This is a genomic window from Lentzea sp. NBRC 105346, assembly GCF_030269605.1.
Lineage (GTDB): Bacteria > Actinomycetota > Actinomycetes > Mycobacteriales > Pseudonocardiaceae > Lentzea.
The window spans coordinates 148,472-166,752 of record NZ_BSTQ01000015.1 but is presented as its reverse complement, the minus strand read 5'-3'; the positions used below and the strand labels follow the sequence as shown (position 1 = coordinate 166,752).

Genomic DNA, 18,281 nt, shown 5'->3' with positions numbered 1-18,281 from the left:
AGCTGCTCACGTCCATGCACCTTCTTATTAGGGACCCCATGCGCACCACGCACACGCCGGCGTCCGCCGTCGGCAACACCCCTGTCCTGTGGATCTCCGACCTGACCGGCCCCGGAGGCGGGTTCTGGGCCAAGCTCGAGGGCGCCAACCCCGGCGGCATGAAGGACCGCACCGCGTTGCACATGATCGGCCGGGCCCGTGAGCGCGGTGAGCTCGCGGCGGGCGGCCGGATCGTCGAGTCGACCAGCGGCACGCTCGGGTTCGGGCTCGCGCTCGCCGGGATCGTGCACGGCCACCCGGTGACGCTGGTGACCGATCCCGGCATGGAGCCGATCGTGCACCGCATGCTGAGCGCGTACGGCGCGCAGATCAGCGTCGTCACCGAGCCGCACCCGACCGGCGGCTGGCAGCAGGCGCGGCGGGAGCGGGTCGAGGAGATCCTCGCGCGCACGCCCGGTTCGTACTGCCCGGACCAGTACAACAACCCGGACAACGTCGCCGGCTACTCGTCGCTGGCCGAGGAGCTGATCGACCAGGTCGGGCGAGTGGACGTGCTCGTGTGCTCGGTCGGCACGGGCGGTCACTCGGCGGGCGTCTCGCGGATCGTCCGGGAGCACAACCCATTTCTCAAACTCGTCGGCGTCGACACGATCGGCTCGACGATCTTCGGCCAGCCCGCCCGGCCCCGCCTGATGCGCGGTCTCGGGTCGAGCATCTATCCGCGCAACGTCGACTACAGCTCGTTCGACCAGGTCCACTGGGTCGCGCCGGCCGAGGCGGTGTGGACGTGCCGCGCGCTCGCGGCCCGGCACCACGCGACCGGCGGGTGGAGCGTCGGCGCGGTCGCGCTGGTCGCCAGCTGGGTCGCCCGGACCTCACCCGGCCTGCGCGTCGCCGCCGTCTTCCCCGATGGGCCACAGCGCTACTTCGACACCATCTACAACGACGACTACTGCCGGACCCACGGGTTACTCGGCCGTGCTCCCTCGGGCCCGCGGCTGTTCGACGGGGGCGAGGCCCTCGCATGGACCGTGACCGACGCGGTCATCGACCCGTTGGGAGCGAGCGCGTGATCCGGCAATACCGGTCGTTCGACCGCAGCGTCCAGCTCCTGCTGCTCAACCAGTTCACCATCAACATCGGCTTCTACATGCTGATGCCCTACCTGGCGATGCACCTGTCCGGCACGCTCGCGCTGGCCGGGTGGCTGGTCGGCCTGATCCTGGGGGTCCGGAACTTCACCCAGCAGGGCATGTTCCTGCTCGGCGGCACCCTCGCCGACCGACTCGGCTACAAGCCGCTGATCGTCGCCGGGTGCGCGCTGCGGACGGTCGGCTTCGGCCTGCTCGGGTTCGTCGACAGCGTGCCCGCGCTGATCGTCGCGTCGGCGGCGACCGGGTTCGCGGGGGCGCTGTTCAACCCGGCCGTGCGCGCGTACGTCGCGCGGGACGCCGGTGAGCGCCGAGTCGAGGCGTTCGCGCTGTTCAACGTCTTCTACCAGACCGGGATCCTGGTCGGCCCGCTCGTCGGGCTGGCGCTGACCGGGATCGACTTCCGGCTCACGTGCCTGGTCGCGGCCGTGGTGTTCGCGCTGCTCACAGTGCTGCAGATCCGATCGCTGCCCGCATCGCCGCCGGACGCCACCCGGTCGACCGTGCTCAACGACTGGCGCATGGTGCTGGCCAACCGCAGGTTCGTGCTGTTCGCACTGGCGATGACGCTCTCGTACGTGCTGTCGTTCCAGGTCTACCTCGCGCTCCCGCTGGAGGCGCAACGGATCGGCGCCGGTGCCGTGGGGTCCGCGGCCCTGTTCGCGGTGTCCGGGGTCGTGGCGATCGCCGGGCAGGTGCGCATCACCACGTGGTTCCGGCAGCGGTTCGGACCGGACCGGTCGCTGGTGCTCGGGATGCTGATCATGGCCGCGGCATTCCCGCCGCTGCTGGTGCCGAGTCTCCTCTCGGTGATCCTGGCGGCGACCCTCATCGCGGTCGCGACCTCGGTCGTGTTCCCGTTCGAGATGGACCGGATCGTGGCGCTGTCGGAGAACCGCCTGGTCGCGACGCACTACGGGCTCTACAACACGATCGTCGGCGTGGGGATCCTGATCGGGAACCTGGCCACGGGCACCGTGCTCGACCTGACACGTAACCATCCCGTGGTGCCATGGCTGGGACTGGCCGCACTCGGTCTGCTGTGTTCGTGGATTTTGTCCGTGCTCCATGTCGAACCGAAGGTGGCTGCTTCGACGTCTTAGTAACAGCACCGGATGGGAGGACGTCATGGACGCCACGCTCGCGGATCGCCTGGTCTTCGAGGACCACGCGGAGGACACCGGCTTCCTGGCGCCCGACGACCGGCTCACCTGCCACGTGCACGGCCGGTGGATCCACCAGTGTGTGTCGTCCCCCATCCACGTCAACCAGGTGACGCGCCACCGCTGGTGCCGGGACTGCCGGTGCGAGCTCGGCGTCGTCGTCGACGAGCTGTCCGGTGACGTCGTCATGCGCTGCCGCCGCTGCGGTGAGGGCGGCAGCGCGGCCACGTCCCGGCTGGTCCGGGCGTGCCGCGCTGCGCTGGAGGAGTCCCGCGTTCGCACCACGGTGCTCGCGGCGGCCTAAGACCCTTCTGAACCGCTGCGGCCGTTCGGCCGTACGCCTCGTTATGCCGGGTATCCGCACGCCCAAGTCAGCCCTTGTCGCCGCCGTCATCGCCGCGGCCGCGTTCACCCCGTCGCCGGTCACCGCACAGCCGGCCAACGACGCGCTCAACCAGTACAACGAGCTGGCGAGACAGGCCGAGAAGCTGCACGAGGACCACCTCAAGGCGCAGGAGGACCTCAAGGCCAAGCAGGGCGAGCTCGACAAGGCCAACGGCGACCTGAACTCGGCGAAGCAGGCGGAGGAGGCCGTGCGCGGCCGGGTCGACCTGCTGACCGAGGCCTCGTTCCAGGGCGCGCGGTTCAACCAGCTCTCCGCGTTGCTGGTCGCCGAGTCACAGCAGGACTTCCTCAACCGGATGACCGCGCTCAACGCGCTTGCCGCCGACAACGCCGAGGCCATCGGCACGCTGCAGGCGGCGGTCGACAAGGCCACCGCCGCGTCCGGCAAAGCGAAGGAAGCCACCGACGCCGCCCAGAAGCTCGTGGACGACATCGCGGCCAAGAAGGTCGAGCTGGACAAGCAGGTGAACGAGGCCCGCGCGAAGTACAAGACGCTCTCCGCGCCGCAGAAGGCCACGCTGGCCAACCCCGGCAACACCGGTCCGGTGAACGTTCCCGCCGGTGCCGCGGGCGTGGCGCTGCAGTTCGCGCTCGCGCAGCGCGGTGACCCCTACGTGTTCGGCGCCAACGGGCCCGACGCCTGGGACTGCTCGTCGCTGACGCAGAAGTCCTACGCGGCCGCCGGCATCTCGATCCCGCGCGTCACGTACGACCAGGCGAAGGTCGGCCGCGCGGTGGGCCGCGGTGAGGTCGCGCCCGGCGACCTGATCATCTACTACTCGGGTCAGTCGCACGTCGCGATGGCCGTCGACGGCACCAACGCGGTGCACGCGTCCACCGAGGGCGTTCCGGTGAAGATCGCCCCGATCGACTCCATCGGACCGATCAGCGTCATCCGTCGCGTGGTGGGCTGACGTTCACGTTTGACCATGATGTCGGTCACGCGGAATCCGGAATGGACGTAATTCCCGATCATTTGGCACAGACCGATGCTGACCTGCACGGGGCACGTGCGAGCACGGTCCACGGTGGACGTACCATCCGTAACCAATGCACTTCCATCCGCGATTTACGGGTCGGAAGCGACCTACCCGGTGGTGGACTTAGCCAGCACCAGTCCGTAACCTGGCCGAGACCTTCGGGCCGGTCGTTAGCTCCAACGGGGCACCCGCGAAGGTTGTCGCCTCACGCGCAGTAGTCCTGCGCAGGCGGCTGCTAGGAAGAAGGAGGACTGCGCGACGTGGTGTCGCAACCCTCACGCCACACCGTGCGTGGAGCTCTGCTGGCGACCGCGGTCGTCGTGGCATCGAGCCTCCCCGGTGGCCAGGCTGTGGCTCAACCGCCCGCCAACGCGTCGGACGCGCTCAAGCAGTACAACGACCTGTCCCACGAGGCGGAGAAGCTCAACGACGAGCACCTCAAGGCCCAGGAGGACCTGAAGGCCAAGCAGGGTGAGCTCGACAAGGCCAACGGTGACCTCAACGTCGCCAAGCAGGCCGAGGAGGCCCTGCGGGGTCACGTCGACCTGCTGACCGAGGCCTCGTTCGAGGGCGCGCGGTTCAACCAGCTCTCGGCGCTGCTCGTCAGCGAGTCCCAGCAGGACTTCCTCAACCGGATGTCCGCGCTCGGCGTGCTCGCCTCCGACAACGCCGAGGCGATGGCGAAGCTGCAAGCGGCGGTCGACAAGGCCAACGAGGCGTCCGGCAAGGCGAAGGAAGCCACCGACGCAGCCCAGAAGCTGCTGGCCGAGATCGACGACAAGAAGAAGAAGCTCGACGGTCAGATCACCGAGGCGCGCAACGCGTACAACCGCCTCAGTGGTTCCGACCAGGCCGCGCTCAAGAGCAACGGCGACATGTCGAAGATCCTGGTTCCGCCGGGCACCGCGGGCAAGGCGCTCGAGTTCGCGCTCGCGCAGCGCGGCGACCCGTACGTCTACGGCGCCAACGGCCCGGACGCGTGGGACTGCTCGTCGCTGACGCAGAAGTCCTATGCGTCCGCGGGCATCAGCATCCCCCGCACCAGCCAGGCCCAGGCGGGTATCGGCGTCGCGGTGTCACGGGGCAACGTCAAGGCGGGTGACCTCATCATCTACTACTCGTCGCAGACGCACGTCGCGATGGCCATCGACGGCACCCGTGCAGTGCACGCGTCGACCGAGGGTCAGCCGGTGAAGATCGCGGACATCGACTCGATCGGTCCGATCTCGACGATCCGCCGGATCGACAACTCCTGATTTCAGTGCCGTTAGGGGCACCCTTGGGACATCAGACGTCCCAAGGGTGCCCCTAACGGTTTTCACGACCAGGGCCAGCTGGGTGCGGTCCCGCAGCTCCAGTTTGCGCAGCACATTGGACACATGGTTCTTCACCGTGCCCTCGGTGATGAACAGCTGCCGGGCGATCTCCCGGTTCGTGGGACCGGACGGCGTTGCCGCGGCTGCTGCTCGGCGTCGCGCTCGCCATCGTCGTCACCACGGCCGCCGCGGCGGTGACCGGTATCCGTCAGGGCTTGAGCTTCGAGACCTCGATGTAGTCGGGGACCTGAGCTTTCAAAGCGCCGTTGGGCTGGAACCGGTAGAACAGCAACGCCGTGTGACACGCGGAGTTGCCCATCCACCCGTGGTCACAGGTGATCTGCGGACCGAGGAAGCTGTCCAGGTTCTTCACCCCGCGCAGCGCCTCGCCCACAGTGGACGCCGTGATCGGGCCGTTGATCGTCGACAGCACCCGCGACAGGGTCATGGTGTCGGCGAACGAGACCACCGCGCCGGGCACCGGCTCGGTGTGGCCGGCCTCCTTCATCGCCTCGTCGTAGACCTTGATCTCCTCCTGGTTCGCGGGCGGCGCGGACAGCGGGTCGCCCGGATTCCAGTGGTCCTGCGACAGTTCCACGCCGATCGACTGCTTTCCGACGGCCTTCGGCAGACCCGTGCACGACGACGCGAGGATGCGGCCGTTGTAGTTGACGTCGCGCAGTGCGCGGACCATGTGCGCGCACTGTTCCTCGGTCGCGGCGATGCTGCCGCTCGCCTCCGGCCCCTCCTGCAGGACCTGCTGCGCGAGGACCGTCCACTGTGGATCAGCGGCGTCGTAGTAGATCGTCTTGTACCGCAACCCGAACCGCTGCGCCGTGGGCCGGGCGACGGTCTCGGTGAACGCGTGGCTCGTCTCGGCGTCGGGCAGCAGCCACGTCACGGTCTTCACGCCCTGGTCGGCGTAGTACTTGAGCGCCGCGGTGCCGTACGCGACGGCGGCGGCGCCGAAGAAGTACGAGTTCTGGTCCTGCATCTGGCCCGGCGAGAACTGCACGTGGCCGACGATCGGGATGCCGGCCTGCGTGAGGATCGGCGTCGCGGCGTCCGCCCCGGTGTCGACGCCCTCCACGGACACCACGACCTTCTCGCGGACGAACATCTCGGCGCACTGCGCGGACTGCTCGGGCGTGCCGTCCGTGGCGCAGCGGACGACGTCGATCGGGCGGCCCTTGATGCCGCCGTTGCGGTTGAGGTACTGCACGGCGACCTCGGAGCCGGTCTTCAACTGCGGTGCCGCGAATGCGCCTTGTTCGTTGTTGACGAATCCGATCTTGATGGGTTCCCCGCTCGCGGCGTTGCTCGCCTCGGCGGCGCAACCTCCTGCGAGAGCTGCTACGAGCACGGCGGTGGTGACCCTGGCCTGCATGTGGTGACACTCCCAATCTCGGCATCGGCGGTGATGCGAGCAGCGATGATCACCAGCTGAGACGCCACCGAGAAGTAGGGTTCACCCCATAGCTAAGCGACGAAGCGCTTCTTCTTCGCCCCACTGGAAACCGATCATCCGGCACAGTTCGAGCGCGGCGCGATAGGCGTCCCGTGCGTCCGGCGCACGGTCCGCCAGCTCGTGGACACCGCCGAGGTCGAGCAGCAGCCCCGCTTCGGTCTGCCGGTCCCCCAGCTCGCGGGCGAGATCCAGCGCGGCGGTCACCGAGGCGAGCGCGAGGTCCTCCTCGCCCAGCTCCCGTTGCGCCTGCGCGATGTTGGCCAGCGCGAACAGCTCACCGGAGCGGTCGCCGACCTGTCGGAACGTCCGCGACGTCCGTTCGTAGCACTCCAGGGCCGCGGTGTGGTCCCCCGCCGCGGCGTGCACGAGGCCGAGGTTCGTCAACGCCTTCGCCGCGCCCGGCTCGTCGTCGAGCTCGACGCGCAGCGCGAGCGAGGACTCGAGGCACTCGCGCGCCGCCGCGAGGTCGCGCCGCCGCCAGTGCACGATGCCGATGTTGTTCAGCATGAACGCTTCCAGCGCGCGATCCCCCAGTTCACGTGAGAGCTCCAGCGCCGCGGTCCAGTGGGTCATCGCGTCATCGACGCGCAGCGCGCGTTCGCAGGCCGCGCCGAGCTCCTTCAACGCCAGCGCCTCCGCCCGCTGGTCACCGGTCTCCCTGGCCGCCGCCAGCGCGATGTCGTTGATCGCCTCCCACTCCACGACCTCGGAGCGGCGGCGGAAGTACCACGACAGCGCGTGCGCGAACGCGATCGCGGTGGCGGGTTCGGCCTGCCGCACGGCGGCGAGCAGGTTCAGCCGCTCCGCCTCCAGCCACGTGTCGTCCGGCCCGTTGTTCAACGCGGTCAGCAGGTGCTCGTGCAGCCGCCGCAACGCCTTCGTCCGGTCCACTCTGGACTCTTCGGCGCGGCAGCGTTCGCGGGCGAACAGGCGCAGCAGGTCGTGCAGGTGGTAACGGCCGGGCTCCGGTTCCTCGACGAGGCACGCGTCGGCAAGCTCGGCGAGCGCGTCCTCGACGTCCGGGTCGTCGGCCAGCGCGACCGCCGACGTCACCGCCAGATCAGGTCCGTCGACCAGGCCGAGCAGCCGGAACGTCCGTGCTGCCAAGGAACTTCCCAGCTCCGCATAGCTCACGGCGAACGCCGTGCGCACCGCCAGGTCGCCGAGCTTGAGCTCGTCCAGCCGGCGCCGCTCGTCCGCGAGCCGGTCCGCCAGCGCCTGCAGTGTCCACTGTGGACGGGCGACGAGCCGGGCGCCGATGATGCGCAGCGCCAGCGGAAGCCCGCCGCACCACCGGACGAGCTGGGTCGCCGCGGTCCGGTCGGCCTGGACGCGCTCGCGCCCGGCGACCCCGTTGAGCAGCCGCAGGGCCTCCTTCATCGGCAACGCGCCGAGCCGCAGGTAGGACGCGCCTGCGAGGTCGGCGAGCGGGCGGCGGGAGGTGACGAGCACGGCCGAGCCGGGACCGGTGGGCAGCAGCCTGCGGACCTGGCCGGCGGACGCGACGTTGTCCAGTACGACGAGCAGCCGGCGTTCGGCGGTCAGCGACCGCAGCTGTGCCGCCGCCTCGACCCGGTCCACGGGCACGTCGGTGACACCCAGCGCCCGCAGGAACCGGTCGATCGGGTTGCCTTCGGCGAGGTCGGCGTAGAGCTGGCCGTCCGGGTAGTCGCGCGCGACCGAATGCGCCATCCGCACGGCGAGCGCGGACTTGCCGATGCCGGCCTGCCCGGTGATCACGCACACCGCGACCCGGCCGGTTCGCGCCAGCTGTTCGCGCAACGAGGCCAGCTCCGCGGTGCGCCCGGCGAACGACGCCACGTCCGGCGGAAGCTGGCGGACCGGTTCTCCCGCAACGGGTTTCGCGCGCAGGATCGCCGCGTGCAGACGCTTCAGCCCGGTGCCGGGCTCGACACCGAGCTCGTCGTCGAGCAGCGTCCGGCACTCCTGGTAGGCCGCCAGCGCCTCGGCGGACCGGCCGGACCGGTGCAACGCGATCATCTGTTGTTCGCGCAGGCGTTCGTGCAACGGATGTTCGCGCACCCAGCCGTTCAGCTCCGCGATGATCTCGACGTGCCGGCCGCGGTCGAGCTCGGCGTCGGCACATTCGACGCGCGCGGCCAGTCGCAATTCGTCGAGTTGCGCAACGACTCCGCGCAACAATCCCGAAGCCGCCAAATCCGCGAGCGCCGGACCGCGCCACAACGAAAGCGCCGCGCGATATCTCTCGGGCGTCCGCTCACGCCGCGCGACGTCCAGCAGCTCGGTGAACCGGACGAGATCGAGTTCCTCCGGACGCACGGACATCAAATAGCCGGGCGGGCGGGAAAGCAGCCGCGACCCCACGATCTTGCGCAGCTGGTAGACGTAGACCTGGAGGTTCTTCAGCGCGGTCTTCGGTGGCGCGTCGTCCCACAGGACGCTGATCAACCGGTCGACCGAGAGCACCTGCCCGGCCTGGGCCAGCAGCAACGCCAGCACCGCGCGCTGCTTGGGAGGTCCGACGGGCAGCCGCGAGCCGTCGTCGGCATAAGCCTCAACCGGCCCGAGCAGGCGGAACTCCACAGGGTCAGATCGTAACTACCGGACGCATACCGTTCACATGCCAAGACCGGGTGACCTTTGGCCCATGAACAGATCCACTATCGCGGCGGCACTGGCACTGCTGGCCCTCGCGGCGACCGGTTCCCCCGTCCAGGCGCAGCAGCAGTACACCGAGCGGCCGTCCCAGGCGCGGGCGGTGCAGGCGGCCAACGGCTACGACGTCGTCGTCGGTGGCGTGAAACGTGCGACGATCCCGGTCTCCGACCCGGCGTTCACCCTCAGAACATCGGCAACCTCCGACGGCGCGCTCGCCGCCGTGATCACCGACTTCGACAGCACCAAGGGCAGCGGCCTGGTGACCGTCTCCCCCGCCGGACGGATCCACGAGATCGCTCGCGGGGAGATCACCTCCGCCGAGTTCTCCTCCAAGGGCGTTCTCGCCTACCTCGACAAGAACACGGTGCACGTCGACGGCAAGCCGGTCGGCGAGGTGAGCGGCCGGGCGCCGAAGATCCTCGGCTGGACGAGCGACGGCGGCGGTCTGCTCGTCGTGCAGCACCCGGACGTGCAGGACGACAGCACGTACGTCGAGACGCTGAGCCGGTTCGACATCGCCACCGGCGCCACGACCACGTTGATCGCGAGCAAGGACGACCTGTACCGCAACTTCAAGATCGTCGACATCGGCGGCCGGCGGCACGTCAGCTTCATCAAGGCGAACGAGATCTACCGCTGCGGCGCGCCGAACACGCTGGGTCTGGCCACCGAGACGGGCAAGGTCACGAAGTTGCTCGCTGAGACCAAGGGCCACTACCGCTCGGCGGTGTGGAGCGAGGACGGCAGCAAGGTCGCCTACGAGCTGATGGGCTGCGTGACGGACAAGAAGCTCGGCCCGCAGCAGCTCGACGGGATCAACGGCGTGTACGTCCAGGACCTCGGCGGGAAGGCCGCGAAGGTCGTCACCGGCCTGTCGTTCCGCTACCCGCTGAGCGGTTTCGACGGCGCCGAGGTGACCATCGGCTCTCCGAATTCCGGATATCGCAAGGGAAATGGGCTGAACGCCGCACAGCTGGATGCGCCGTCCGGGGACGTGACCATTAACGCCAGATTGAACCGTGCGGAGTACATCCACCAGTTGTGGGACACGCGCAACGAGTTCAACGGCAACTCCTCGTGCGGCCCGACGAGTGCGGTGATCGACCTGGTGACCTACCAGCTGCCGAACGAGTTCGGTGTGCAGGTCTCCTCGCCGTACAGCCACTGGTCCAAGTGGGGGCGCTACATCACCGACGAGTTCACCAACCGCGGCACCACGTTCAACCGGACTCAGGTGGACTGGGCGCTCAACGGTGCCTGGAAGGGCGCCCACGGCTGGATCACCGAACGCGCGTGCGGCGGCAATCCCGCCCGGCCGTGCGCGGTGTGGGACAAGGAGCGTGACTTCCTGGCCCGCAACGGCGCCGCGGTCTCCCAGGGCAACTACACCCCCGCGCAGGTCAGGGCGTACCTCGACCAGGGCAAGTTCGTCATCATGAGCGGCACCTGGGGCAACACCGCCGGCCACCTCTCGGTCGTCATCGGCTACACCGACAACGGGCGGTTCTACGTGCACGACACCTACGGCGCGGGCACGGACGGCAGCTACGACGGCGCCAACCAGATCTACGACTGGTCCTACATCAACCCGGCCCAGATGTGGGCGGCCTGACCCCCTGAAACGCTGACCCTCTGAAACGAAACAGGTCCCCCGGTCGCGGAGCGCCAACGCCGCGACCGGGGGACCCGGTACGTCCGGGTCAGGAGGCGACGTGCCTGCGACGGCACCTGGGGCAATACCACCGGCCACCTGTCGGTCGTCATCGGCTACACCGACAACGGGACGCTCTTTCAACCCGGCCCAGATGTGGGCGGCCTGACCCCTGAAACGCCGACCCCCTGAAACGAAACAGGCCCCCCGGTCGCGGAGCGCCAACGCCGCGACCGGGGGACCCGGTACGTCTGGGTCAGGAGGCGAGGACCTCGACGAGGACCTTGCCGTTGTCGTCCATCAGCCGGAACATCGCGATCTCGTGCCAGCGCATGGCGACCGTGCCGACGAGGAAGAAGGACTTCTTCTCGCCCGCGATCGGCTCCGGCGCGAAGAAGCTCGCCACCTGCGCCACCCGTCCGGTCCGGGCGACGGCGACCAGCTGCCCCTTCGCGGGACCGCTCATGCCCTTCACCTCGAGCTGGACGTTCATTCCCGCCGTCTCGTCGGTCGCGTTGATCTTCACGCCGACGCCGGTGGCAGGGTTGTCGTTCTTGATCTCCTTGCTGGTGTCCTTCGAGTTCTGCGCCACGCGCGTCTGCGACGTCTCCGTCGACTGCGTGGGCTGGGCGGTGTTCGAGCCGCCGCCGTTGTCGTCGCGGACGATCAGCGTCGTGGTCACCGCGGTCACCGCGATGATCCCGGCCGCCGCGGCCGCGACGCCCTGCGCCACGAACCAGCGCCGCCTGCGCCGTTTGGCCGCAACCTGGTCCAGCATCACGCGCACCGACTTGCCGTCGGGGCGTTCCGGGGCGGTCCCCCTGAGCATGCCGCCCGCGTCCGCTTCGTCGATCAGGTCCGGCACCACCGCGAAGTCGCGCAGATCGAGTGCGCACCGGCGACACTCGGTCAGGTGGTTCTCGAACGCCTCCACCTCGTCGGCATCCAGGATGCCGAGCACATAGGCGGCGACGTCGAGGTGGTCAGGTGCCGTTGTCACCGCGACTCTCCCCGATCGTGCAACGCGCGCCGCAACGCTCGCAGCGCGTAGTACACCCTTGATTTGACGGTTCCCGGTGGCACTCCAAGCGCCGCCGCGGCCTCACCAACGGTGCGATCCCGCAGGTACGTCTCGAGAATAGCCTCCCGATGTTCCTCGGACAGGCCGTTCATGGCTTCCGCCACGACGATGGCCGCCAGGGTCCGGTCCTCCTCATTGCCCTGAGGGGACTCGTCCGAAGGGGTCAGTTCGAACTCCTGCGGACGGACGCTGCGCTTACGCCGGTCGTCGATGACCAACCTCCGTGCCACTGTGAACAACCAGCTTCTCAGCAGTACGGGGTCGCGCTCCAGTTTTTCGGCATTGCGCCATGCTCTGACCAGCGTTTCCTGCACGATGTCCTCGGCCCATTGCCGATCATGACCCGTCAGTCTCATGCAGTGCCCGAGCAGCGCGCTGCCGAACTCTTCGTACAGCCGGCGAATCAACTCCTCTTCGAGGCTCCCCGGTCTTGGTGTGTCTGCTAACTCGCGTTGACGTCTATGCCGCGCCACGGGGGACATCCTTGCCCCATCAACCGTCTCAAGTCGAGAGGCAAATATTCGTCACGTTGTCCATGAACCGTTGCCGGATCGTGTCCGTACTCCTCGGTACCTCACCCGAGAAAGGACTCACCAGATGCGACGAGCCCTGGCCGTACTCCCAGCCCTCGCGCTGGTGCTGTCCGCCTGTGGCACGAGCGGCAACCCCGTCGCTCAGGGTCCGAAACCGGTGGCACAGCAGGGCAAGGGCGCGAACGGGCTGTTGACGGTCATCGAGTCCGATCAGGTCGGCTGGCATGTGGTGAACGGCAACGGCATGGCGCTGTACCGGTTCGAAGGGGACAGCGTGAAACCGCCGAAGTCCAATTGCGAAGGTGAGTGCGCGAAGAAGTGGCCGCCCGTACCCGCGGAAGGCACTCCTCTGACGACCGGTGTCGACCCCCTGACCCTCGGCGTGGTGACCAGGGCGGACGGCACGAAACAGCTGACCATCAACGGTGTCCCGCAGTACACGTTCGCCGGGGACGCACAGCCCGGCGACGTGAAGGGACAGGGCAGTGGCGGCAAGTGGTTCGCCACCGGGCCGACCGGCCAGAAGGCGTCCCTGACCGCGGGCATGCCCGGCGTTCCCGGGAACAAAGGACAACAGCAGCAACAACCCACCTCGGGAACCAACCCCACGTCCAGCCAGCCGGCTCCCCCGCCCGGCTCCTGAACCCGATCTTTTCGGCACCCACCCGACTCCCTCCAACTGACGGACGAACACACACGACGATGATCAAAAGAGCCCTAGTCACCGTCCTGGCCACGTTCTTCCTGCTGCACAGCGGTTCCGCAGCCGCTCTGGCCCAGCCTCAGGAGAACAACCCCACCGTCGACACCCCGACCGGGCCGTTCACCCAGAACGACCGCGACCTCATCATCAAGGTCAAGCAGGCAGGCCTGTGGGAGATGCCCATGGGTGAGCTGGCAGGCAAGGTCGGCCAGAGCCAGCGGGTCAAAGAGGTCGGCAAGCTGCTGATGCTCGACCACATGAAGCTCGACCAGGCGTCGAACAAGCTCGCCGAACAGTTCGGCATGACGCTGCCCGACATGCCCACGCCGGCCCAGCAGTCCTGGATGAAGGAGCTGGAGGGCCTGCAGGGCGCGGAGTTCGACCGGGCCTTCGCGGACCGGCTGCGCGCGGCGCACGGCCAGGTCTTCCTGTTCATCGCGAAGGTCCGCACGCAGACGGCCAACGACGCGATCCGCCCCTTCGCCCAGGTCGGTATCGACATCGTCATGAAGCACATGACCCTGCTGGAGAGCACCGAGCTCGTCAGCGACGCGGGACGCGCCGACCCGGTTCCCTTCGGCGGCGTCATCAACGCCTCGTTGCAGAACCCCGAGGGCGGCAGTCCCAACATGCTGGTGATCCTCGTCGTCTCCGTCGCCGGAGTCGTCACGACGATCGCGCTCCTCCGAGTCCTCCGCCCGCGAAAGCCGGTGCGGTGAACCGTCAGAGCTAGACCCGACCACCCCGGATGGGAGGTGGTGAGCAAAGCCAGAGGCACTCCAACGCGGACCTGTTCCCACCCGTCCGGTCCTTCACGTGTCCACTCCTGCACGGCAGGACCGGACGGGTTCCCGCGACAACAGCAACCGCAGCATCGTTTCCGGAGGATCGATTGACCAGCCAGATTCCGCTCCTGGTGGCTCAGGCGTCCGATTTCGACTCAGGCGTCAAGAAGATGGCCCAGATCTCCGCCAGGCTGGCTTACGTGTTGATGTGCGCGACCCTCTCGTGGGGCGTGCTCATCGCGACCGGATGGGCGCAGAAGCTCACCGGCAGGGAGGGGCTGAAGAACGGGCACATGGTGCTCGCCAGCCTCGCCATCGCGTTCGGGGCGTTGCACGCCTTCGCCTTCTCGCTGCTGCGGGACGGCAACCTCGGCTTCATCCGGCTCGTGCTGCCGTTCGTCGAGGGCGGTTTCTTCCGCCACGCGCTCGGCATCGTCGGCCTGGAACTGATGGCGGCCATCGCCATCTTCGCCTCGGTGCGCCACAAGGTCTTCTACCGCAAGTGGTTGCGCTTCCACCAAACCGCCTACATCGCGGTGGCCCTCACCGTGGTGCACTCCTGGTTCGGCGCGATCGCGAACGGCAACCTGTCGATCACGTGGCTCGGCGGTCTGACCGTGCTGGTACCGACCGCGACCCTGGCCCTGGCGCGGTTCCTGCCACCCGAGATGCTCACCAAGATCGGCATGCTGGAGCCCGAGCCCGGCAACCAGGGTGACGGCGACGCCATGGACGTCAGTGTCAACAACGAGAAGTGCCACCGGTACGGCACTTGCCAGGCCGAGGCGCCCGATGTCTTCCAGCTCATCGAGGACAACCGCCTCACCTACAACCGCCGCCCGCCCGAAGAACACTTCGCGCAGGCTCGCGCCGCCGCACGCGCCTGCCCGATGCGCGCCATCGACATCAAGGAGCGTGTCCGATAATGGCCGAACGCATCGTCATCGTGGGCGGTGGGCTCGGTGGAGTCCGTGCCGCGGAACGGTTGCGGGAGATGGGTTTCGACGGATCGGTCACCATCCTGTCCGCCGAGCACCACCTGCCCTACCACCGGCCCGCGCTGTCCAAGCAGATCATCACCGGCGAGTGGCACCCGGACGACTCCCTGCTGTCGTTCGACCCGGACCTCGACGCCGAGTGGCGCCTCGGTTCGCCGGCGCTGCACCTCGAGCCGGACCGCCAGACGGTGTGGCTGCCGGGCGGCGAGGAGATGAAGTACGACGGCATGATCATCGCGACCGGTGTGGACGCCCGCACGATGAAGGGCGCTCCCCGGCACGACCCGCGCGTGCACGTGCTGCGCACGCTGGACGACGCGATCAACATCCGCAACAACATCCGGGAGAGCCAGGGCCTCGTCGCCGTCATCGGCGGTGGCTTCATCGGCTGCGAGATCGCTTGTTCGGTGCGGCACCTCGGCCGTGACGTGGCGTTGATCGCCCGCTCCCCGCAGCTGCTCGGCGGTGTCGTCGGTGACGACATCGGCAAGACGATCACCGAGGCGCACAAGCACCACGGCGTGCGGCTCGCGACCGGTGTCGGCATCCGGCACTGGGTGCGCCAGCCCGGCGGCATCGGCATCCACCTGTCCGACGGCCAGGTGTTCTTCGCCTCGTGCGTGGTGCTCGCGGTCGGCGCGTCGCCCGCCGTGGAGTGGCTGCGCGGGTCCGGCCTGATCATCGAGGACGGCGTTCTCTGCGACGCCACGAACCACGTCATCGGTGCGGAGAACATCGTGGCGTGCGGCGACGTGGCGCGGTGGCCGAACATGCGCTTCGGCGGCGTGCTGCGGCGCGTCGAGCACTGGCTCAACGCCGTCGAGGGCGGCCGCGCGGCCGCCGAGAACCTCCTGATCGGCAAGACCGCCGCCAAGGCGTACACGCCCGTACCCCGGTTCTGGACCGAGATGTACGGCATGCGCGTGCAGGGCGCCGGGCTTCCGGTGCTGGGCAAGGACACCACGGACGTCAACGGCCTCACCGGTTTCATCGCCGATGGCAAGCTGGTCGGTCTCGTCGGGCTGGAGCAGCCCGGCCGGATCATCAGGGACACGCCGGAACTGTTCCGGCAGAACACCGTCGAACTGGAACGTCCTACGTGGACGAACCCGCCGGTTCCCGAGCCCGCCCCGGCTCCGGAACCCCCGGCTCCCCCGGTTCGCGAACAGGTTCCCACCACCGCACTGTCGATTCCCCCGTCGGTCTCCTCCTCGATGTCCCCGCCGCTCCAGCGGCGCAGGCATTCGCGGTCGCGGCCGGAGACCGTGCGGTCCGGTGGCGGGCGCGCGAGACCCTGATGCAGGGCTCGGACGGCAAGGGCAGCGGGTTCGGGTGTCTCGTCAGCCGCTGGCGCGGCCAGGTGGCGGACCTCGTGCCGCACAGCGGTGAGACCCCGTCCCCGCGCCGTCCGACGCGCGTCTCCTCGGTGTTGCGGCTCGGCGGGCTCCCGAGCCGCAACACCGTCTGTTTTGTTTCCAGTGTCCGGTTTTAGGTAAGGTTGCGAACGGGTACTCCGAGTGAAACAGATCGCCACACAGGACGTTGAATTCGTGACATCCTGTGGGCAGTAGATCCGTCTTGGGAGGCTGTGTTCGTGGCGATCAGCCCTGCCGTCGTAGACCGGTGGCTCGAAATGTCCATTCCGGAACTGCGCCCGCAGGTCAAGCAGCTCGTGTCCGCGCGGCTACCGGGTGATCACGCGGTGTGGCAGGCGATCCGGCGTCATCCGGCGCTCGTGGCGGCCATCCGCGGTGTCCTCTCCGGACTCACCGCCGAGGCCGCCGGGTCCAAGGACGAGCACATGCAGAAGGTCTGGATCTCGAAGGCCCGCGCGGCGCTCGACCAGGCCCCCGCACCCAAGCTGGCGGTCAAGAAGCCGGTGAAGAAGGAAGAGCAGCCTGAACCGGTCGTCCCGGTGCTCGAGCAGCCCGTGAAGCCGCAGGCCGCCGAACGGCCGGTCATCCCGGCCATGGTGTTCCAGGAACCCAGCTGATGGTCGTCTTCGGGGGCTTTCTCGCGGTCGTGGGGCTGATCACGCTCCTCGTGCGGGACGACTACCTGCTCGGCCTGCCCCCGGTCGCGGTCGGGTGGAGCCTGATCGGCGTGGGCGTGGTCGTCGGCGGCGTCGGGATCATCCGGGCGCGGCGCCGGCGGCTACGCGGCGAGCCTCACCCGATCGGGAACCCGATCCAGCGGCTCAAGGCACTCCCCCGGCTGGTGCGCAGCATGCGCAGCGGTCAGTACGCCGGGCTGCCCAAGAGCCGGCTCGCGCTGTGGGCGTTCGCTCTGCTCTACCTGGTGTCGCCGATCGATGTGCTGCCGGAGCTGTTGCCGATCATCGGGGTGACGGACGACGCCGGGGTGCTCGTGTGGCTGCTCACGAGTGTGTCGGCGGCTTCCGGGTTGTTCCTGCGGTGGGAGAAGCAGCAGCGGGCGGTGCCGCCGGCGCCGGGCAAGGCGGCCGGGGGCGAGCTCGGCCACTGATCCGGCTGCGCCGCACGGCTCGGGCCGCGGCGGGCGGCCGGGGTACGAGCCTGACCACCGATCCGGCCCCTGCCGCACGATTCCGCCCACGGCGGACGAGTCACGCCACCCGGCCGACCGCCGGGATACGAACCCCGCCACCAATCCAGCCCCACCACACGGCTTGGGCCGCCGCGGGCGGATCCCGCCACCCCGGCCAGGCCGCCCGGATACCAACCCCGCCACCAATCCAGCCCCGCCACACGGCTTGGGCCGCCGCGGGCGGATCCCGCCACCCCGGCCAGGCCGCCCGGATACCAACCCCGCCAGCAATCCGACCCCACCACGCGACTCCGCCCGCAGCCCGCCGTCACACCTGCGGCCGGTTGAGCAGCATCGCGACCCCGCCCGTCAGCACCCGCGCCCCCGCCTCAATCCCGCGGCGGAGTGAGCAGCATCGCGACCCGCCCCGTCAGCCCGTGCGCCGCCTCCTCCGCCATCACCGCGGCCAGCTCGGGCCCCAGCACATCCATCTCCACGAACCCCAGCCGCGCGTAGTAGGGCGCGTTCCACGGCACGTCCCGGAACGTGGTCAACGAAACCGGCCCCTCGGCGACGTGCGAGATCAGAGCCGCGCCGATCCCCCGCCGAGCATGGCCGGGATGCACGCTGACCTGGTGGATGTGCCGCACCCCGTCCACCACACCAAGCGCCACGAAAGCCACCGGCACGTCGTCGGAGTCCACGGCCACCCACACCTCACTGGCGGCCAGCAGCGAGAGCGAGATCGGGTCGTCGTCGGCGATCTCGGGCATGCCGATGGCGCGGAACGGCTCACCCGAGGCGTTCTCGATGTCCTGCAGGTGGGGTAGCTCGTCGGCGAATGCGCGGCGGATCTTCACAAATCGATATCGTGGCGTCCGGACACGGCGAATTCCACTGAG

At 68.9% G+C, this 18,281-nt stretch carries 18 protein-coding genes and 1 pseudogene; 13 read left to right on the top strand and 6 right to left on the bottom strand.

Annotation, left to right across the window (positions count from 1 at the left end; translation table 11 throughout):
- The first annotated feature begins 38 nt into the window (after positions 1 to 38).
- The 5 genes from QSK35_RS29340 (at position 39) to QSK35_RS29320 (ending at position 4,955) form a co-directional block, all read left to right on the top strand.
- Positions 39 to 1,073 carry a PLP-dependent cysteine synthase family protein gene (locus QSK35_RS29340; protein ID WP_285750778.1) on the top strand — a complete coding sequence of 345 codons (1,035 nt, stop codon included), beginning with the start codon at positions 39 to 41 and terminating at the stop codon, positions 1,071 to 1,073.
- Positions 1,025 to 2,254 carry an MDR family MFS transporter gene (locus QSK35_RS29335; protein ID WP_285750777.1) on the top strand — a complete coding sequence of 410 codons (1,230 nt, stop codon included), beginning with the start codon at positions 1,025 to 1,027 and terminating at the stop codon, positions 2,252 to 2,254. Before QSK35_RS29340 ends, QSK35_RS29335 begins: the two co-directional genes overlap by 49 nt.
- Before the next feature lie 25 nt (positions 2,255 to 2,279).
- The gene (locus QSK35_RS29330) at positions 2,280 to 2,618 is read left to right on the top strand and encodes a hypothetical protein (protein ID WP_285750776.1); all 339 of its coding nucleotides are present in this window, start codon (positions 2,280 to 2,282) and stop codon (positions 2,616 to 2,618) included.
- Positions 2,619 to 2,661: 43 nt separating this feature from the next.
- Positions 2,662 to 3,633 (top strand): C40 family peptidase, encoded by a 972-nt coding sequence (locus QSK35_RS29325; protein ID WP_285750775.1) that lies wholly within the window; start codon positions 2,662 to 2,664, stop codon positions 3,631 to 3,633.
- 326 nt (positions 3,634 to 3,959) lie between these two features.
- Positions 3,960 to 4,955: a C40 family peptidase gene (locus tag QSK35_RS29320; protein WP_285750774.1), complete on the top strand. Its 996-nt coding sequence runs from the start codon at positions 3,960 to 3,962 to the stop codon at positions 4,953 to 4,955.
- 78 nt (positions 4,956 to 5,033) lie between these two features.
- Here QSK35_RS29320 and QSK35_RS29315 read toward each other — a convergent pair.
- The 3 genes and pseudogenes from QSK35_RS29315 to QSK35_RS29305 all read right to left on the bottom strand — a co-directional run.
- Positions 5,034 to 5,132: pseudogene (locus QSK35_RS29315) on the bottom strand (response regulator transcription factor); the annotation flags it as partial.
- A 91-nt stretch (positions 5,133 to 5,223) separates the two neighbouring features.
- On the bottom strand, positions 5,224 to 6,402 hold the full coding sequence (locus QSK35_RS29310) for an ABC transporter substrate-binding protein (protein ID WP_285750773.1): 1,179 nt from the start codon (positions 6,400 to 6,402) through the stop codon (positions 5,224 to 5,226).
- Positions 6,403 to 6,483: 81 nt separating this feature from the next.
- Entirely contained in the window at positions 6,484 to 9,048 is a 2,565-nt protein-coding gene (locus QSK35_RS29305) for an AfsR/SARP family transcriptional regulator (RefSeq protein ID WP_285750772.1), read from the bottom strand.
- Positions 9,049 to 9,112: 64 nt separating this feature from the next.
- Between QSK35_RS29305 and QSK35_RS29300 the strand changes: the two genes are divergently transcribed.
- Complete coding sequence (locus tag QSK35_RS29300; RefSeq protein WP_285750771.1) at positions 9,113 to 10,735, top strand: C39 family peptidase; 1,623 nt, start codon at positions 9,113 to 9,115, stop codon at positions 10,733 to 10,735.
- Between the two features lie 295 nt (positions 10,736 to 11,030).
- Here the strand turns inward: QSK35_RS29300 and QSK35_RS29295 are convergent, their stop codons facing one another.
- Positions 11,031 to 11,774 (bottom strand): anti-sigma factor family protein, encoded by a 744-nt coding sequence (locus QSK35_RS29295; RefSeq protein WP_285750770.1) that lies wholly within the window; start codon positions 11,772 to 11,774, stop codon positions 11,031 to 11,033.
- The gene (locus tag QSK35_RS29290; protein ID WP_285750769.1) at positions 11,771 to 12,337 is read right to left on the bottom strand and encodes a sigma-70 family RNA polymerase sigma factor; all 567 of its coding nucleotides are present in this window, start codon (positions 12,335 to 12,337) and stop codon (positions 11,771 to 11,773) included. Before QSK35_RS29290 ends, QSK35_RS29295 begins: the two co-directional genes overlap by 4 nt.
- A 115-nt stretch (positions 12,338 to 12,452) precedes the next feature.
- Here QSK35_RS29290 and QSK35_RS29285 point away from each other — a divergent pair, with 115 nt between their 5' ends.
- The 7 genes from QSK35_RS29285 to QSK35_RS29255 all read left to right on the top strand — a co-directional run bounded on the left by QSK35_RS29285 (position 12,453) and on the right by QSK35_RS29255 (position 17,358).
- Positions 12,453 to 13,031: a hypothetical protein gene (locus QSK35_RS29285; protein WP_285750768.1), complete on the top strand. Its 579-nt coding sequence runs from the start codon at positions 12,453 to 12,455 to the stop codon at positions 13,029 to 13,031.
- Positions 13,032 to 13,090: 59 nt separating this feature from the next.
- On the top strand, positions 13,091 to 13,810 hold the full coding sequence (locus QSK35_RS29280; protein WP_285750767.1) for a DUF4142 domain-containing protein: 720 nt from the start codon (positions 13,091 to 13,093) through the stop codon (positions 13,808 to 13,810).
- 173 nt (positions 13,811 to 13,983) lie between these two features.
- Positions 13,984 to 14,802 (top strand): ferric reductase-like transmembrane domain-containing protein, encoded by an 819-nt coding sequence (locus QSK35_RS29275; RefSeq protein WP_285750766.1) that lies wholly within the window; start codon positions 13,984 to 13,986, stop codon positions 14,800 to 14,802.
- Entirely contained in the window at positions 14,802 to 16,172 is a 1,371-nt protein-coding gene (locus QSK35_RS29270; protein ID WP_285750765.1) for an NAD(P)/FAD-dependent oxidoreductase, read from the top strand. Before QSK35_RS29275 ends, QSK35_RS29270 begins: the two co-directional genes overlap by 1 nt.
- Positions 16,172 to 16,366, top strand: coding sequence for a hypothetical protein (locus tag QSK35_RS29265; protein WP_285750764.1), 195 nt, complete (start codon positions 16,172 to 16,174; stop codon positions 16,364 to 16,366). The genes QSK35_RS29270 and QSK35_RS29265 overlap by 1 nt, the downstream gene beginning before the upstream one ends.
- A 102-nt stretch (positions 16,367 to 16,468) precedes the next feature.
- The gene (locus QSK35_RS29260) at positions 16,469 to 16,867 is read left to right on the top strand and encodes a hypothetical protein (protein WP_285750763.1); all 399 of its coding nucleotides are present in this window, start codon (positions 16,469 to 16,471) and stop codon (positions 16,865 to 16,867) included.
- A complete protein-coding gene (locus QSK35_RS29255; protein WP_285750762.1) occupies positions 16,867 to 17,358 on the top strand; it encodes a YkvA family protein in 492 nt (163 codons plus the stop codon). The genes QSK35_RS29260 and QSK35_RS29255 overlap by 1 nt, the downstream gene beginning before the upstream one ends.
- A gap of 410 nt (positions 17,359 to 17,768) precedes the next feature.
- On the opposite strand, the gene QSK35_RS29250 is transcribed toward QSK35_RS29255, so the two are convergent.
- Positions 17,769 to 18,239, bottom strand: coding sequence for a GNAT family N-acetyltransferase (locus tag QSK35_RS29250; RefSeq protein ID WP_285750761.1), 471 nt, complete (start codon positions 18,237 to 18,239; stop codon positions 17,769 to 17,771).
- Positions 18,240 to 18,281: the final 42 nt, after the last annotated feature.

Bases quoted from the DNA above. Each gene is read 5' to 3' on its own strand.
- QSK35_RS29265 (WP_285750764.1), top strand. From the start codon at position 16,172: ATGCAGGGCTCGGACGGCAAGGGCAGCGGGTTCGGGTGTCTCGTCAGC.
- QSK35_RS29300 (WP_285750771.1), top strand. From the start codon at position 9,113: ATGAACAGATCCACTATCGCGGCGGCACTGGCACTGCTGGCCCTCGCG.
- QSK35_RS29335 (WP_285750777.1), top strand. From the start codon at position 1,025: ATGGACCGTGACCGACGCGGTCATCGACCCGTTGGGAGCGAGCGCGTG.
- QSK35_RS29255 (WP_285750762.1), top strand. From the start codon at position 16,867: ATGGTCGTCTTCGGGGGCTTTCTCGCGGTCGTGGGGCTGATCACGCTC.
- QSK35_RS29285 (WP_285750768.1), top strand. From the start codon at position 12,453: ATGCGACGAGCCCTGGCCGTACTCCCAGCCCTCGCGCTGGTGCTGTCC.
- QSK35_RS29325 (WP_285750775.1), top strand. From the start codon at position 2,662: ATGCCGGGTATCCGCACGCCCAAGTCAGCCCTTGTCGCCGCCGTCATC.
- QSK35_RS29270 (WP_285750765.1), top strand. From the start codon at position 14,802: ATGGCCGAACGCATCGTCATCGTGGGCGGTGGGCTCGGTGGAGTCCGT.
- QSK35_RS29310 (WP_285750773.1), bottom strand. From the start codon at position 6,402: ATGCAGGCCAGGGTCACCACCGCCGTGCTCGTAGCAGCTCTCGCAGGA.
- QSK35_RS29290 (WP_285750769.1), bottom strand. From the start codon at position 12,337: ATGTCCCCCGTGGCGCGGCATAGACGTCAACGCGAGTTAGCAGACACA.
- QSK35_RS29280 (WP_285750767.1), top strand. From the start codon at position 13,091: ATGATCAAAAGAGCCCTAGTCACCGTCCTGGCCACGTTCTTCCTGCTG.
- QSK35_RS29340 (WP_285750778.1), top strand. From the start codon at position 39: ATGCGCACCACGCACACGCCGGCGTCCGCCGTCGGCAACACCCCTGTC.
- QSK35_RS29330 (WP_285750776.1), top strand. From the start codon at position 2,280: ATGGACGCCACGCTCGCGGATCGCCTGGTCTTCGAGGACCACGCGGAG.